The following is a 14,512-nucleotide window of genomic DNA, read 5'->3' as shown; positions in this document are numbered from 1 at the left end:
TCACGGCAGCGGCCGAGGGCTGCTCGGCGCCGACCTGCTCGGCGCCGACCTGCTCGGCACCGGTCTGCCCGGCCGGGCCGGCGTCGGTGCCGGGTCGGTCGCCTTCTTCCAGGCGCTGACGCCGATCCGGCCCGTGTTGCCGAGGTCGACGGGCCCGTCCAGGCCGACGACCTGCGCGGCCCCGCCCACTGCGGGCGCGACCTCCAGGCGCTCGCCATCGGTGGCGACGACCGTCGGATCGGTGACCAGGTTGCGCCAGAGCACGGCGGCGCCGGCCCGCTCGCCGGGCTGCAGGGTCAGTGGCCGGGGCGGGTCGTCGAAGCCCGAGGTGATTTCCTTGGCCCCGTGGACCACCCGGACCGGGATGGGGTCGCCGTCGCCGTCGAACAGGCGCAGCACGGGGTAGCCGTGGAGCCGGTAGGGCTTCGTGCCGCAGTTGACCAGCTCCAGGCCGAGCGCACGCAGACCCATCGCGGCGTTGCTGCCCGGCGAACTGATCCGGACGCCGGCTGCCGGGCACTCGGTCGTGGGAGTGGCCCAGAACGCCGTCGCCGATGCGGTCGCGGTCGGCATCGTGGCCGGCGCTGATCCGGCTGGCGGCAGGTCGGCCGACGGCGGGTCGATCGCCGGCGCACAGGCGCCGAGCAGGACGAGGCCGGCGATCGCGAGTCCGACCGCCCGTGCCGGACCTGCGATGCCGTCGCGAGGACGCGGTGCGGGTCCGCCCGCGGGTCGGGGTGCGGGTCGGCTCGCGGGTCGGGGTGCGGGGTGGGCCATCGCCCGATCATCGCACCGGCCGGTGCGCCGCCGATTCTCTGACACCCGCCCGGTGGGGATCCGGTGGCGCTGTCGAGCTGCCCCACCTGCGGGGCCAGCGGGCCGGGCCACCCCGGGCGGTGCCTGTCGAGCTGAATCGCCTACGACATCACTCGGCCCGCGCCACCCGGGGTGAGGTGATCGGAGCGTCGGTCGCAGCCCGGCTGCAGCCGGCCACCGGTTCGAGCCGCACCATGGGCGCCCGGTTGATGATGGAGCCCCTGGCCCGTCGACTCTGGAACGTCCCCCCGGTCGGCTGCGCCACTGCCCACTTCAGCGGGGAGGCGCGTACCCCCGACCTGGCCGCGGCGACCGGGGCGATGCTCCTGACTGGACACCGCCGGGCGGCTTCTGTGACGGCATGGCGCCTGTGAGTGAGAATCGGGTATGGCCACTCCGCCCGCCGGGCCGCCACCCGAGCCGCCGACCGAGCGCTCGTCCACGTCTCCGCCTGGGCCACCGGCTGAGCCGTCGTCCACGTCTCCGCCTGGGCCACCGGCTGAGCCGTCGTCCGCTTCCCCGCCCGTGCCGCCACCGGAGCAGCCGTCCGGGCCCCCGTCAAGGACGAAGGCCTGGGCCGTGCTGGCCGATGAACGCCTGCCCGGATTTCGCGGGCTCCCGCCCAGGCAGCGTGCGGTGTACGCGACCGCCGCCGTCGTCATCCTCGTGGTCGGCGCGCTGTTCGCCTACCAGGCCAACTTCCTCCTGGACCGGTCGACGGCCACCGATCGGGCCCGCTCGGACAAGCAGGCTCAGGAAGCGGTCGACCGTGAGCAACCCGCCTTCGTGTCCACCGTCACGCCCCTGGACTACGACCGGGACCTCCCCGAGGCCTTCCGCGTGCTGCTCGATCGGCCGCTGACCGAGGGCGAGCAGGCCACCCTCACCGCCCTGAACGGTGATGCGTCGCGGGTGTGGGAGTTCATGAAGCCGCTCGGCGGCCGGGTCGTCGAGAGTGCGTCCTACGTGGCGCCCTTCGAGGACGGCAACGAGAATCGCGGCAATGCCCAGACGTTCGACCTGAACCTGAACAGCGATCGCGTCGCCGGACTCACGATCAACAACATGGTCGCCGTCAAGGACTCGTGCCACGCACCCACGGCGCAGACCGTCGTCACCATCCCCCCGGGGGGTGCCGAGTCCCGGCAGGGCCTGCTGTGGGACCTGACCGGCGGGCCGACGGACAAACCGCACGGCCCGTACGTCCTGGACGAGGGCGAGCCGAAGGAAGGTCAGCTGTACTTCCGCCGCAATGTCGTCGAGCTGGGCAACGGCCAGTCGAACATGGCGTTCCGGGTCCAGCCGGAGGTGAGCAGCCACACCTGCCAGTGGCACATCGTCGCCTCGTACACCGACACGACCGGTTCCCACGAGCAACGCATCCCGAGCGGTGCCGGCACGTTCACCACCGAGGCCGTTCCGGCGCAGCCCGTGCAGTACTTCGAGCGGGTTCCGACCTCGGGGTGGGGCTGCCTCGGCGAGGTGGGTCAGCAGGGCTGCACGGCCACCGGATCCATACGGCTACCGAGGCCGCCGACCCACCGACCGGTCCCCGACTGAGGCGGCCCGGTCGCGGGGACGTCAGCGGGAACGGGGCCTGCGCTTGCGGGTGGGGGAGTCGGGGGAGTCCGGCGCGGTGCCCGAGTCGGCGGTGTCCCCGTCGTCGGGCGCGTCGGTCACCCGGGCGTCGGTGTGGCTCAGCTCGGCCAGTGTCGCGCCTCTGAGCTGGTAGACGGCGGTGCGCCGGATGCTCAGCTCCGCCATCGGGCCGCCCGCCGGCCGGGTCAGGTAGACCACCGTCGCCCTGCCGTCACGCACGCTGACGCTCTCCACCGGCGTACGGTCGCCGAGGTCGACCTGGGCCTGGTAGTCCGGCTCGCCCCTGACGTTGCGCCAGGCGGCGAGGGTGAAGAAACGGCCGGTGCCGCCGCCGTCGAGCGCGACCACGCCGATCGCGTCGCCCGCGCCGTCGCCGTCGAGGTCGCCGACGGCGCACGGTCGCTGCAACTCCACCGTCGTGCCGTCCCGGTCGGACCACCGGCCGTCGGAGAGGCGGAGCGGGGCGGCGTACCCGCGGTAGCGGACCTTCCGGCTGCCGACCCGGGTGTCGCGCAGTTCCAGGCAGGTGAGCTGGTCGCCGGTGCGGCGCGGGGTGGGGGTCGCCCGGGTGGTCGCCGGGGTGGCGTCGACGTCGTCACGCTTCGCGGCGGTGCCGGCGGTCCGGTCGGCGGACCGGTTCCGCTTCTTGCGGTTGCCGGTGGAGCAGGCGGTGGTGAACGCCAACAGGCAGGCCATGGAGAGCGCCACGACCGGGACGAGCTTGCGACGCATCGCGCGTTCCTTTCCGTCGATGTGCCCGCACCGTAACGGGCCCGCGCCAACGCCCTCGTGGACGGCGTGCCTACGTTGATGGGAGCGTTCCCATAGAGAGGGAATCAATCGACAACGTCAAATGTCCGGCGGCATCCTGGTGTCGTCCCCTATTCCTGACCGGAGGTGCCCTGATGCTCGCTGACCGGATCGGCGGCCCGGCCCTGTCCCTGTTCCGTGCCGTCGTCGGCCTGCTCTTCCTCTGCCACGGCCTGGCCTCACTGCTCGGGGTCCTCGGCGGCAGCCGGGGCACCGGCGAGGCGGTCCCGCTCGGCGAGTGGCCGGGGTGGTGGGCCGCGCTGATCCAGGCTGTCTGCGGCGGGCTGGTGCTCGTCGGGCTGTTGACCCGGGCGGCGGCCCTGCTGGCGTCCGGCTCGATGGCCTACGCGTACTTCGTGGTGCACCAGCCCGACGCGCTGCTCCCGCTGCGCAACGGCGGTGAGCTGGCCGTTCTGTTCTGCTGGTCGTTCCTGCTGATCGCCGTGTTCGGCCCCGGCGCGTGGGCGCTCGACACCGCGCTGCGGGCCCGACGCCCCGCCGACTCCCGCTCGGTGACCGCCTGAATCCGTACCGTCGAGGAAGGTCCGCCGGCCGCCCACGGCGACTGCGGGATCGCTCACAGCGTGGGATCTCGCGTCGGTCCGGGCGGCCTCGGTGCTTAGACTCGACGGCACAACTGCATACCTCATCCAGAGGGGCTGAGGGATACGGCCCGACGACGCCCCGGCAACCACCCCGCGCGCTCATCGCAGAGCGACCGGCGGGGCAGGTGCCAATTCCGTCCCCGCCGCAGGGTGCGATGCGGGGAAAGATGAGAGGACCCGCGACATGACGTCGACGTTCGCCCCCTCCGGCATCGACACCACCGCCAGCCCCGCCCGCGCCCTGGTCTGCCGCGCCTGTTCGGCGCGCTACCCGCTCGCCGCCCAGCACGCCTGCTACGAGTGTTTCGGCCCGCTGGAGGTCGACTACGACGCCGCCGCGCTCGCGACGGTCACCCGGGAGCAGATCGAGGCGGGCCCGCAGAACATCTGGCGGTACGCGGCGCTGCTGCCCGCCGGCCAGGACCCGGCCACCCGGGTCACCCTCGACCCCGGTTTCACCCCGCTGGTGGCCGCCCCGCACCTCGCCGCCGAGCTGGGCATCACCGCCCCGCTCTGGGTCAAGGACGACAGCGCCAATCCGACCCACTCGTTCAAGGACCGGGTCGTCTCGGTGGCGTTGACGGCCGCCCACGCCCTCGGCTTCAGCCGCTACGCCTGCGCCTCCACCGGAAACCTGGCCAACTCGGTCGCCGCGCACGCGGCCCGGGCCGGCGCGCCGTCGGTGGTCTTCATCCCCGGCGACCTGGAGCAGGGCAAGGTCATCACCACCGCCGTCTACGGCGGCGAGCTGGTCGCCATCGACGGCTCGTACGACGACGTGAACCGGCTCTGCGGCGAGTTGGTGGAGACGGACGAGTTCGAGGACACCGCGTTCGTCAACGTCAACGTGCGCCCCTACTACGCCGAGGGCTCGAAGACGCTCGGCTACGAGGTCGCCGAGCAGCTCGGCTGGCGGATCCCCGCGCAGGTGGTGATCCCGATGGCCTCCGGCGAGCTGCTCACCAAGATCGACAAGGCGTTCGCCGAGCTGGTCGAGATCGGCCTGGTCGAGGCGCCGGCGGGCGGCTGGAAGGTGTTCGGCGCGCAGTCTGCGGGCTGCAATCCCATCGCCACCGCCCTGCACGCCGACACCGACACCATCACGCCCGTCAAGCCGACCGGCATCGCCAAGTCCCTCAACATCGGCGACCCGGCCGCCGGCATCTACGCGCTGGAGGCGGTGCGCCGCACCGGGGGCTGGATGGAGTACGTCGACGACGACGAGATCCGCGCCGGCATCCGGCTGCTGGCCCGGACCACCGGTGTCTTCGCCGAGACGGCCGGCGGGGTGACCGTGGCCGTGCTGCGCAAGCTGGTCGAGTCCGGCCGCCTCGACCCGACCGCCGAGACCGTCGTCTTCAACACCGGCGAGGGCCTCAAGACCCTCGACGCGGTGGCCGGCGAGGTCGGCCCCACCCACCGCATCAAGCCCTCGCTCCGCGCCGCCCGCGACGCCGGCCTCCTCGGCTGACTGTGAGCATGGCGGGGTCCTCGGCGGGCCGGAAGCCGGCGTGTCGAGGGGGTCGCGGGCAGGAGGGCGGGGGATTCGCGGCGTAACTGGGATTTCGCTGTGAGTGCGGAAAACGCGCCGACAAGGACTTGACGGCAGGAACCGGACGGCGCAAGATGCTCCGTGCGGGAGGGCGTTTCGCCGGAGACTTTCAGTTCTTGCGACCCAACGCCGGAGGCGTTGTGCGAGCGTCCCTCCCGACCAACTTCCGATCGGGCCAGCGTTAATTCGCTGGCCCGATCGTCGTCCGGTGGCGCACCCTCAGCCGATGAGCATCGCGATCGCGCCGCTCGACGCCGCCGACCAGGCCGCCGTTGACGAGGCTTACCGGATCGGCGCGGCGGCCAACGCTGTCGACCTGCCGGACTTCCCGCCCTTCTGCCGGCGGCGCTTCGAGGCGGCGATCCGGCACCCGATGCCGGGCAACGAGCCGCTCTGGGCGCTGGCCCGGCTCGACGGCGTGCCCGCCGGCTACCTCGCGTTGGACCTGCCGCAGCTCGACAACACCGAGAACGCCGAGGCCGACCTGGTCGTGCACCCGGAGCGCCGGCGCCGCGGCGTCGGGCGCGCGCTGCACGAGCACGGCGTACGCCTCCTGCGGGAGCGGGGTCGCAAGCGGGTGCTGGCGATGGCGGTCTCCGCGCTTCCCGGCGGCCCGGCCCGCTCCGGGGCCGCCGCCGCCTTCGCCGCGTCGACCGGCGCCCGGCCGGCGCTCGCCGAGGTCCGCCGTCGGCTCGACACCACCCGGCTCGACCACGACGGCCTGGCCGCCGCGCTGGCCGACGCCCGGAGCCGGGCCGCCGGCTACGACGTCGTGCGCTGGCAGGGAGACACCCCGCAGGAGTACGTCGCCGACATCGCCTACCTCGACGGCCGGCTGATGGCCGACGCGCCCCTGGGCGACGTGGAGTGGGAGCCGGAGCGGATCGACGTCGAACGCGTCCGCGGCATCGAGCGGGCACTGCGGGCGCGGGGGCGGCGGCGCTACCACACGGCGGTGCGCCACGAGGCGTCCGGCCGGAGGTTGCCTGGACCCTGCTCGACGTCGGAGCGTCGGCCGACTGGCACGCGTTCCAGCAGATCACCATCGTCGACCCGGAGCACCGTGGCCGCCGCCTCGGCCTGCTCACCAAGGTCGAGAACCTGCGCCACCTGCTGGCCCACGAACCGGCGGTACGCGCGATCGACACGTTCAACGCGGCGGAGAACGCCCACATGGTGCGGATCAACGAGCAGCTCGGGTTCCGTCCCGTCGACGGTTGGACCGACTGGCAGCTCACCATCTGAGTTGTGACACGCCCCTACTGATCTGAGGGGTTCCTGTTGCATGATGGCGGGCATGACGGAGACCCCGCACCCCCTGTACGACAGGCACGCCGACACCCTCAACCGGGCGCTGACCGCGATCACGGAGCGCGGGTACTGGTCCGCCTATCCCGAGTCGCCCAGCCCCCGGGTCTACGGCGAGACCGCCGCCGCCGACGGCAAGGCCGCCTTCGAGGCGTACCTCGGCGGTGACTTCCCCCTCGACCAGCCGGGCGCGGCCGACCGGGTCGCCACCGAGAGCAGCCCGTTCGGCGTCGAGCTGAACGTCCGCTACCCGCACGCCGGCGCCGACGAGCTGGTCGCCGCCGCCTCCGCCGCCCTGCCCGCCTGGCGCGACGCCGGCCCGCAGGCCCGGGCGGGGGTCTGCCTGGAGATCCTCGACCGGCTGCACAAGCACATCTTCGAGCTGGCCAACGCGGTGCAGTTCACCAGCGGCCAGGCCTTCGTGATGGCCTTCCAGGCCGGCGGCGCGCACGCGCTGGACCGCGCGCTGGAGGCGGTCGCCTACGCGTACGCGGAGATGACCCGGCACCCGGGGACGGCGGGCTGGGAGAAGGCGGCCGGCAAGGGCGACCCGCTGCGGATGAGCAAGACCTTCCACGTGGTGCCCCGTGGCGTGGCGCTGGTGATCGGCTGCAACACCTTCCCGACCTGGAACTCGTACCCGGGGCTGTTCGCCTCGCTGGTCACCGGCAATCCGGTGGTCGTCAAGCCGCACCCGCGCGCGGTGCTGCCGCTGGCGATCACGGTGAAGTACGCCCGGGAGGTGCTCGCCGAGGCCGGCTTCGACCCGAACCTGGTGCTGCTCGCCCCCGAGGCTCCCGGGGAGAAGCTCGCCTCCACGCTGGCCCTGCACCCGGCCGTGAAGATCATCGACTTCACCGGTTCCACCGAGTACGGCGACTGGCTGGAGGCCAACGCGCGGCAGGCGGCGGTCTACACCGAGAAGGCCGGGCTGAACACGGTGGTGATCGACTCCACCGACGACTTCGCCGGGATGTGCCGCAACCTCGGCTTCACCCTGAGCCTCTACAGCGGCCAGATGTGCACCACGTCGCAGAACATCCTGATCCCCGGCAACGGCATCGAGACCGACCAGGGGCACAAGAGCTTCGACGAGGTGGCGGGCGGGATCGCCGCGGCGGTCGCCAAGGTCACCGCCGACCCGGCGCGCGGGGTGGAGATGACCGGCGCGATCGTCAACGACGGGGTGCTGGAGCGCCTCGACGAGGTCACCAAGGTCGGCGAGGCGGTGCTGGAGTCGCGTACGGTCGAGCACCCGGCCTTCCCCGGCGCGGTGGTCCGCACCCCGACGGTGGTCAGGCTGGCGGCCGACGACACCGCGACCTACTCGAAGGAGTGGTTCGGGCCGATCTCGTTCGCCATCGCCACGGACTCCACCGCGCACAGCCTGGAGATCCTGCGCGCCACGGTCGGCGAGAAGGGCGCGCTCACCGCGGCGGTCTACTCCACCGACGAGGCGGTCCTCGACGCGGCCGAGGCCGCGGCGATCGAGGTCGGGGTGCACCTGTCCTGCAACCTGACCGGCGGGGTCTTCGTGAACCAGTCGGCGGCCTTCTCCGACTTCCACGGCAGCGGCGCCAACGCGGCGGCCAACTCGGCGCTCACCGACGGCGCCTACGTGGCCAACCGGTTCCGCATCGTGCAGTCCCGCCGGCACGCCTGAGAGTTCCGGCTGCCCGGGTCGGCCCCGCACGGGCCGCCCCGGGCGGCCGTTCCGGGCCTGGGGGAACGGGTCGCCGGCGCGGGTCAGGCCGGGCGGCGCATCTGGAGCTCGGTGAGCGCCGGGACCGTGGGGTGCGGGACGCGTACGCCGGTGTCGACGAAGCCCAGCCGCCGGTACGCGCGGTAGGCCCGGTCGTTGCCGACCACGACCTCCAGCATCAGTTCGGGGCGCCCGCAGGCGCGGGACCAGGCCGCGACCGCGTCGACGAGGTCGCCGAGGAGGCCCGTGCCCCGCCAGGGCGGGGTGACGTAGACGGCGTACACCACGGTCAGCCCCGGCTCCCCCGGGGCCACCGTGCCGCCGGCGTGCCCGACGAGCCGGCCACCCGGGTCCGCGACGAACTGGGCGGTGCCCGCCCCGGCGGAGACGGACGCGATCCTGGCCGCGTAGTCGGCGTGCGACCGGGCCGCCGCGTCGGCGAGGGTCTCCAGGAAGGCCAGCGGGGCGTCGGCGAGCATCTCCAGCCGCAGCGCCCGCATCCGAGCAGCGTCCGGGGGTCGGACCCGCCGGATCTCGGCCCGCCGCGTCGGCCCCGGACCGTCGGGCGTGCTCGTCATGCCGAATGCCTATCACAGCGATGACGACCGATGGCTGTCGATCGGCGTATGTCCGATTTGTGGTCGTGCGCCGTCGTCACGCTTCGTGTAGCGTGCGATTTCGGTCACCGTTTCAGCGGCCCTCGTCGATCGCCGAGCCGGTGGTCCTCCGGTGCCGGCCCGCCCGGCCTCCGGGGTCGTGGAACGCCGCGCAGAGTGAGGAAGTGCACCGTGGCAGAGGGCACCGTGAAGTGGTTCAACTCCGAAAAGGGCTACGGCTTCATCGCCGTCGACGGTGGGCAGGACGTCTTCGTCCACTTCTCGGCGATCGAGATGGACGGCTACAAGGCGTTGGACGACGGCCAGCGGGTCGAGTTCGAGATCGCCCAGGGCCAGAAGGGCCCCCAGGCCGAGCGCGTGCGCGTCATCGCCTGACGGGCGTCCCTCCCGCGGCCCCCGCGCCGACCGACCTCCCGACCACCGGTCGTGGGGCGCCGGCCGGGGGCGGCCCGGTGCCCCGGGCGGTCGCCGGCCGGTCCGCTCCACGGGGGCGGGCAGTCTGCCGGTCCGCTCCACGGGGGCGGGCTTCGGCGCGGTTGCGTCGGCAGGGGAGGATCGTGAGCCGTTCCAGCCATCGCTGAGGAGGGTTCATGTCCGACCAGCCGCCCCAGGCCGCGCCGCCCCCGGGAGATCCCGACCCCTCCGCGACGCCACCCGTCGGCCCGGGCGGTGCTGCGCCGACGGGCCCGCAACAGCCGCAGGGCTGGGTCTTCCCGCCCACCGGTGGGTACCCGGCCGGCTCCGGCCCGTACGGCGGGCAGCCGTGGTACCCGGGCGCCCCGGTCGCCTATCCCGGGCAGCCGGTCCACGGGTGGTACCCGCCGGGGCACGGCCTCGATCCGGCCGACCTGCTCGTCACCCCGCCCGGCGCGGGCGTCAACGGCTGGTTCGGCCGGTGCGTCGGCGCGGTGCGTCGGGGCTGGCGGCTGCTGCTGCCGATCCTGCTGCTCACCCAGGTGCTGCCGGCCATGGTGGTGTCGATGCTCTCGCTGGTCGTCGACCCGAGCGCCAAGTGGGAGGAGTCGATGGCCGGCGACCCCGCCGCGCTGCCCGACACCTTCCTGACCGACACGGTCGTCCTGCTGTCCGTGGTGCTCGGCAGCGCCCTCGTCTTCGGCTTCGTGCAGAGCCTGGGCTGGGCGGCCGGCACCTGGGTGGTCACCCGGCAGGCGGCAGGTCAGCCGGCGAGCGTGGGTGCCGCCCTCTCCTACGGGGTGCGCCGGGCGCTGGGCCTCTGGGGCTGGACCCTGCTGATGAGCGTCATCATCGGGCTCGGGGTCTGTCTCTGCGTGATCCCCGGCATCTACTTCGCCTTCGCGCTGAGCATGGCCGGCCCGGTCTACCTGTTCGAGCGGCAGCACCCGATCGGCCGTTCCTTCCGCATGTTCCACGACCGGCTCGGTCTGCTGCTCGGCCGGGTGGCGCTGGTGGCGGCGGCGGTGATCGTCGGCAGCGGGGCCGCCAGCATGGTGGAGGGCATCGGCACGCTGCCGTTCGGCACCACCCCGCTGGAGTCGCCCGGCACGGCGGTCGGTGTGCTCGTGGTGACGCTGGTGGGCGCGGTGCTGGCCCTGCCGACCCACCTCGCCCAGCTGGTCGGCCTGGTCGTCACGTACGCCGAGCAGCGTGCCCACGAGGGGCCGGTGGACAGCGCCCGGCTGGCCGGTGAACTCGGCTGACCGGGGCGATCGTGCTTGCACTCGGCAGGGGAGAGTGCTAAACAAGTCATTGGCACTCGCATACCGCGAGTGCCAATGGTCGGGGCGGTAGGGCCACGGTCGTAGCGGCGTCCAGACGCGGCTGCGGCACATGGCCGGTCGTCGCGGGCTATCCGGCCCGGCCGAGGAGACGTCGTCGTCGCCAGGTGGCGACGTCCCAAGGTGCGTACACCAGGCGGCCCATCCGGGACACACACTCCGGGTGGCCCGTGAGTGTCCAGGAGGACAACGCCGTATGGCCAAGATGATCGCGTTCGACGAAGAGGCGCGCCGCGGCCTCGAGCGGGGCATGAACCAGCTCGCCGACGCCGTGAAGGTGACCCTCGGCCCCAAGGGCCGCAACGTCGTCCTCGAGAAGAAGTGGGGTGCCCCCACCATCACCAACGATGGTGTGAGCATCGCCAAGGAGATCGAGCTCGAGGACCCCTACGAGAAGATCGGCGCCGAGCTGGTCAAGGAGGTCGCGAAGAAGACCGACGACGTCGCCGGTGACGGCACGACGACGGCGACTGTCCTGGCCCAGGCCCTGGTCCGCGAGGGCCTGCGCAACGTGGCCGCCGGTGCCAACCCGATGGCCCTGAAGCGGGGCATCGAGGCCGCCGTGGCCAGCGTCTCGGAGGAGCTGCTCAAGCTCGCCAAGGACGTCGAGACCAAGGAGCAGATCGCCTCCACCGCCTCCATCTCCGCCGGTGACACCAGCGTCGGCGAGATCATCGCCGAGGCGATGGACAAGGTGGGCAAGGAAGGCGTCATCACCGTCGAGGAGAGCAACACCTTCGGGCTGGAGCTGGAGCTCACCGAGGGTATGCGCTTCGACAAGGGCTACATCTCGGCCTACTTCATGACCGACCCGGAGCGCATGGAGGCCGTCTTCGACGACCCCTACCTCCTGATCGTCAACAGCAAGATCTCGTCGGTCAAGGACCTGCTCCCGATCCTCGAGAAGGTCATGCAGTCGGGCAAGCCGCTGCTGATCATCTCCGAGGACATCGAGGGCGAGGCCCTGGCCACCCTGGTCGTCAACAAGGTCCGGGGCACCTTCAAGTCCGTCGCCGTCAAGGCGCCGGGCTTCGGTGACCGCCGCAAGGCCATGCTGGCCGACATCGCCATCCTCACCGGTGGCCAGGTCATCAGCGAGGAGGTCGGCCTCAAGCTGGACGCCGTCGGCCTCGACATGCTGGGCCGCGCCCGCAAGGTCGTGGTGACCAAGGACGAGACCACCATCGTCGACGGTGCCGGCGACGCCGAGCAGATCCAGGGCCGGGTCAACCAGATCCGGGCCGAGATCGACAAGAGCGACTCCGACTACGACCGCGAGAAGCTGCAGGAGCGGCTGGCCAAGCTGGCCGGCGGCGTCGCGGTGATCAAGGTCGGCGCGGCCACCGAGGTCGAGCTCAAGGAGCGCAAGCACCGCATCGAGGACGCCGTGCGCAACGCGAAGGCCGCCGTCGAGGAGGGCATCGTCCCGGGTGGTGGCGTCGCGCTGGTGCAGGCCGGCAAGACCGCCTTCGACAAGCTGGACCTGGTCGGCGACGAGGCGACCGGTGCGAACATCGTCAAGGTCGCGCTGGACGCCCCGCTGCGGCAGATCGCCGTCAACGCCGGCCTCGAGGGCGGCGTCGTGGTGGAGAAGGTCCGTAACCTGAACCCGGGTCACGGCCTCAACGCCGCCAACGGCGAGTACGTCGACCTGCTGGCCGCGGGCATCATCGACCCGGCCAAGGTGACGCGCTCGGCGCTGCAGAACGCCTCGTCGATCGCGGCGCTCTTCCTCACCACCGAGGCCGTCGTGGCGGACAAGCCGGAGAAGACCCCGGCCGCCCCGGCTGGTCCGGGTGGCGGGGACATGGACTTCTGAGTCCAGCTCCAACAACGCAGTGAGGGGCGGGCCGCGTCAGCGGTCCGCCCCTTGCGCTGTCACGTCGGCAGTGGCCGTTGGTTGCGTCTCTTCTGCGCCCGGTCGTACGGCTGCGGGATCTGCACCGGCTCGTCGACCAGCGTCACCGGCTCGTCGGCCGGCTCGTCGACGCCGGCCATCTCCGCCTGCTGCTCGGCGTCGCCGTAGTCGAGCCGGTCGAACGGCAACGGGCCGGGGCGTTCGTCGTCCGTGGTCATGGCTGCCTCCTCTACCGGAAACGGTAGGGCGCGACGATCACCAATGCGGGCGAATGGCGTTATGAGGGTCTATATCCCGTTCGCCCCGTTGTCAGTCCCCGAGCGTCCTGCGGTACAGGAAGAAGACGCGCTCGATCCGGGCACCCGCGCTGCCCGAGTAGAACGGCACCGGCCCGACCCAGCCGATCTGCGCCGCCGTCACGCCCGCCGCCCGCTGCTCGCGCAGGCAGCGGCGCAGCAGCACCCCGCCGATCCCCGAGCCCTCGGCCGCCGGGGCGGTGCCCATCGGGCCGAACCAGCTCGGCCGCGACGACCCGTACGCGGCGAAGCCGAGCACCTCGCCGTCGCGCTCGGCCAGGTGACAGCCCGCCCCCTCCCGGCCCACCGAACCGGTCAGTTCGGCGTCCCAGGCCCCGCCGAAGGTGGCGCGGGCGAACTCCGCCAGCGCCGGCAGGTCACCCGCCTCGGCGCGGCGGACCACCACCCCCTGCCCGGCCAGCCGCGCCTCCGCCGGCTCCGTCGGGCGCAGCGCGGGCGAGCCGTCGTACGACAGGTCGGCGGTCATGTTCCACGCCGTCCGGTCCTGCCGGTAGCCGAGCGCCAGCGCGGCGCAGACCGCCGGGGTGTAGCGCACGTCGATGCCGGGCCAGGCGTAGTACGGCGGATTGCCGGCGAGCAGCACCTCCACCGCGCCGCGCTCGGCGAGCCGCGCCTCGGCGGTCGCCAGCAGGGCCCTCCCGACACCGCGTCGCCGCTCCTCCGGTGCCACCGCGACCAGGTCGACGTGGCCACGGGCGTCGCCGTCGCCGGCGGCGAGGGAGCCGATGAGCGCACCGACGAGGCGCCCCTGCCGGTACGCGCCCCACACGAACACCGGGCGGTGGGGGGCGGCCCGCGCCCAGAGGGTGTCCACGACGGCGGGCGCCTCGGCCGCGTCCTCCGGCAGGTCCAGTGCCCGCCCGCAGAGCTCCACCACGGCGGGCCGCCGGTCGGGCCCCAGCTCGACGATCTTCAGGTCCATGGACGCCGACCCTAGGTCACCGGGGCGTTTCTGTTAAGCAGAGCCCGTGTCGGCGCCTGGGTCGGGGTCGGGGAGGGTCGGCGCGTCGGTGGGGTAGAGGCCGGCGACGAACCCGTACACCTGGTCGCCGGACCGGGGGATCTGGGCGAAGCGGCGGGCCAGCGCCTGCACCTCGGCCCAGAACGCGCGTACCTCCTCGATCGGGATGCGGGCGTGCACGAGGGTGCAGCGCAGGTCGTCGGCGGCGTGGGCGGCGGCGGATTCGGCGACGGCCTCCGCGAGCCCGTTGACGGCGGTCGCGACCTGTCTGTCCTCGGGACGGGTGAGCGCGCCGATGTAGAGCGTGCGGGCGACCCGGCCGTAGTACCGCTCGTCGATCGCCCGCACCCGCCGGGTCCGCACCACCCTGAGCAGGCCGGCGTCGACGAGCGCGGTCACGTGGTAGGCGACGCTGCTCTTCGGCCGGTCGACCGCCCGGGCCAGCTCGGTCACCGTGGCGGCCCGCTCCAGGAGCAGCTCCAGGAGGGTGGCGCGCAGGGGATCGGCCAGCGCGCGAAGCTGCGCGGGCGCGGTGACCACGAGCAGGTCGTCGAGGTCGTAGTCCGGGATCCGCTCATTGCTCGACATTTCTCGACCGTTCTAGAATCAT

At 72.9% G+C, this 14,512-nt stretch carries 13 protein-coding genes, 1 pseudogene and 1 riboswitch; of the genes and pseudogenes, 8 read left to right on the top strand and 6 right to left on the bottom strand.

The genetic code is table 11. The features are described 5' to 3' along the window. Window positions 1–573, bottom strand: coding sequence for a DUF4232 domain-containing protein (locus ACGFNF_RS08985; RefSeq protein WP_357578721.1), 573 nt, complete (start codon window positions 571–573; stop codon window positions 1–3). An 879-nt stretch (window positions 574–1,452) separates the two neighbouring features. Here ACGFNF_RS08985 and ACGFNF_RS08980 point away from each other — a divergent pair. Beyond that, complete coding sequence (locus ACGFNF_RS08980) at window positions 1,453–2,376, top strand: hypothetical protein (RefSeq protein ID WP_393166744.1); 924 nt, start codon at window positions 1,453–1,455, stop codon at window positions 2,374–2,376. A gap of 21 nt (window positions 2,377–2,397) precedes the next feature. Here ACGFNF_RS08980 and ACGFNF_RS08975 read toward each other — a convergent pair whose 3' ends face one another. After that, entirely contained in the window at window positions 2,398–3,147 is a 750-nt protein-coding gene (locus ACGFNF_RS08975; RefSeq protein WP_393166742.1) for a hypothetical protein, read from the bottom strand. 173 nt (window positions 3,148–3,320) lie between these two features. Between ACGFNF_RS08975 and ACGFNF_RS08970 the strand changes: the two genes are divergently transcribed. The 4 genes and pseudogenes from ACGFNF_RS08970 (at window position 3,321) to paaN (ending at window position 8,353) form a co-directional block, all read left to right on the top strand. Then, the gene (locus tag ACGFNF_RS08970; protein ID WP_393166740.1) at window positions 3,321–3,749 is read left to right on the top strand and encodes a DoxX family protein; all 429 of its coding nucleotides are present in this window, start codon (window positions 3,321–3,323) and stop codon (window positions 3,747–3,749) included. 119 nt (window positions 3,750–3,868) lie between these two features. Further along, window positions 3,869–4,004: riboswitch (SAM riboswitch) on the top strand. A gap of 10 nt (window positions 4,005–4,014) precedes the next feature. After that, window positions 4,015–5,301, top strand: a complete 1,287-nt coding sequence (thrC, locus tag ACGFNF_RS08965) for a threonine synthase (protein ID WP_357578718.1) — start codon at window positions 4,015–4,017, stop codon at window positions 5,299–5,301. A 307-nt stretch (window positions 5,302–5,608) separates the two neighbouring features. After that, a pseudogene (locus ACGFNF_RS08960) lies at window positions 5,609–6,627 on the top strand (GNAT family N-acetyltransferase). A gap of 52 nt (window positions 6,628–6,679) precedes the next feature. Beyond that, window positions 6,680–8,353 carry a phenylacetic acid degradation protein PaaN gene (gene paaN, locus ACGFNF_RS08955; protein ID WP_393166738.1) on the top strand — a complete coding sequence of 558 codons (1,674 nt, stop codon included), beginning with the start codon at window positions 6,680–6,682 and terminating at the stop codon, window positions 8,351–8,353. Window positions 8,354–8,436: 83 nt separating this feature from the next. On the opposite strand, the gene ACGFNF_RS08950 is transcribed toward paaN, so the two are convergent. Next, window positions 8,437–8,970, bottom strand: a complete 534-nt coding sequence (locus ACGFNF_RS08950) for a GNAT family N-acetyltransferase (RefSeq protein ID WP_393166736.1) — start codon at window positions 8,968–8,970, stop codon at window positions 8,437–8,439. A 210-nt stretch (window positions 8,971–9,180) separates the two neighbouring features. On the opposite strand from ACGFNF_RS08950, the gene ACGFNF_RS08945 reads away from it, so the two are divergent. The 3 genes from ACGFNF_RS08945 (at window position 9,181) to groL (ending at window position 12,585) form a co-directional block, all read left to right on the top strand. Next, window positions 9,181–9,384: a cold-shock protein gene (locus ACGFNF_RS08945; RefSeq protein WP_121400069.1), complete on the top strand. Its 204-nt coding sequence runs from the start codon at window positions 9,181–9,183 to the stop codon at window positions 9,382–9,384. A 215-nt stretch (window positions 9,385–9,599) separates the two neighbouring features. Beyond that, on the top strand, window positions 9,600–10,688 hold the full coding sequence (locus ACGFNF_RS08940; RefSeq protein WP_393166734.1) for a DUF3824 domain-containing protein: 1,089 nt from the start codon (window positions 9,600–9,602) through the stop codon (window positions 10,686–10,688). 274 nt (window positions 10,689–10,962) lie between these two features. Further along, a complete protein-coding gene (gene groL, locus ACGFNF_RS08935; protein WP_151456693.1) occupies window positions 10,963–12,585 on the top strand; it encodes a chaperonin GroEL in 1,623 nt (540 codons plus the stop codon). Between the two features lie 59 nt (window positions 12,586–12,644). Here groL and ACGFNF_RS08930 read toward each other — a convergent pair whose 3' ends face one another. From ACGFNF_RS08930 to ACGFNF_RS08920, 3 genes are all read right to left on the bottom strand, one after another. Continuing rightward, window positions 12,645–12,842, bottom strand: coding sequence for a hypothetical protein (locus tag ACGFNF_RS08930; RefSeq protein ID WP_088998151.1), 198 nt, complete (start codon window positions 12,840–12,842; stop codon window positions 12,645–12,647). Between the two features lie 91 nt (window positions 12,843–12,933). Then, a complete protein-coding gene (locus ACGFNF_RS08925; RefSeq protein WP_393166732.1) occupies window positions 12,934–13,863 on the bottom strand; it encodes a GNAT family N-acetyltransferase in 930 nt (309 codons plus the stop codon). Between the two features lie 33 nt (window positions 13,864–13,896). Continuing rightward, window positions 13,897–14,490 carry a helix-turn-helix domain-containing protein gene (locus tag ACGFNF_RS08920; protein WP_393166730.1) on the bottom strand — a complete coding sequence of 198 codons (594 nt, stop codon included), beginning with the start codon at window positions 14,488–14,490 and terminating at the stop codon, window positions 13,897–13,899. Between the last annotated feature and the right edge of the window lie 22 nt (window positions 14,491–14,512).

The sequence above is a fragment of the Micromonospora sp. NPDC048868 genome (assembly GCF_043198195.1).
In the GTDB taxonomy this organism is placed as follows: Bacteria; Actinomycetota; Actinomycetes; order Mycobacteriales; family Micromonosporaceae; genus Micromonospora; species Micromonospora reichwaldensis.
Note: the sequence above shows the minus strand (reverse complement) of the source record. Positions and strands in the feature narration are given on the sequence as shown.

Coding starts and splice junctions, on each gene's coding strand:
- ACGFNF_RS08950 (WP_393166736.1), bottom strand. CDS start 8,970: ATGACGAGCACGCCCGACGGTCCGGGGCCGACGCGGCGGGCCGAGATC.
- thrC (WP_357578718.1), top strand. CDS start 4,015: ATGACGTCGACGTTCGCCCCCTCCGGCATCGACACCACCGCCAGCCCC.
- ACGFNF_RS08925 (WP_393166732.1), bottom strand. CDS start 13,863: ATGGACCTGAAGATCGTCGAGCTGGGGCCCGACCGGCGGCCCGCCGTG.
- ACGFNF_RS08970 (WP_393166740.1), top strand. CDS start 3,321: ATGCTCGCTGACCGGATCGGCGGCCCGGCCCTGTCCCTGTTCCGTGCC.
- ACGFNF_RS08985 (WP_357578721.1), bottom strand. CDS start 573: ATGCCGACCGCGACCGCATCGGCGACGGCGTTCTGGGCCACTCCCACG.
- ACGFNF_RS08930 (WP_088998151.1), bottom strand. CDS start 12,842: ATGACCACGGACGACGAACGCCCCGGCCCGTTGCCGTTCGACCGGCTC.
- paaN (WP_393166738.1), top strand. CDS start 6,680: ATGACGGAGACCCCGCACCCCCTGTACGACAGGCACGCCGACACCCTC.
- ACGFNF_RS08975 (WP_393166742.1), bottom strand. CDS start 3,147: ATGCGTCGCAAGCTCGTCCCGGTCGTGGCGCTCTCCATGGCCTGCCTG.
- ACGFNF_RS08920 (WP_393166730.1), bottom strand. CDS start 14,490: ATGTCGAGCAATGAGCGGATCCCGGACTACGACCTCGACGACCTGCTC.
- groL (WP_151456693.1), top strand. CDS start 10,963: ATGGCCAAGATGATCGCGTTCGACGAAGAGGCGCGCCGCGGCCTCGAG.
- ACGFNF_RS08940 (WP_393166734.1), top strand. CDS start 9,600: ATGTCCGACCAGCCGCCCCAGGCCGCGCCGCCCCCGGGAGATCCCGAC.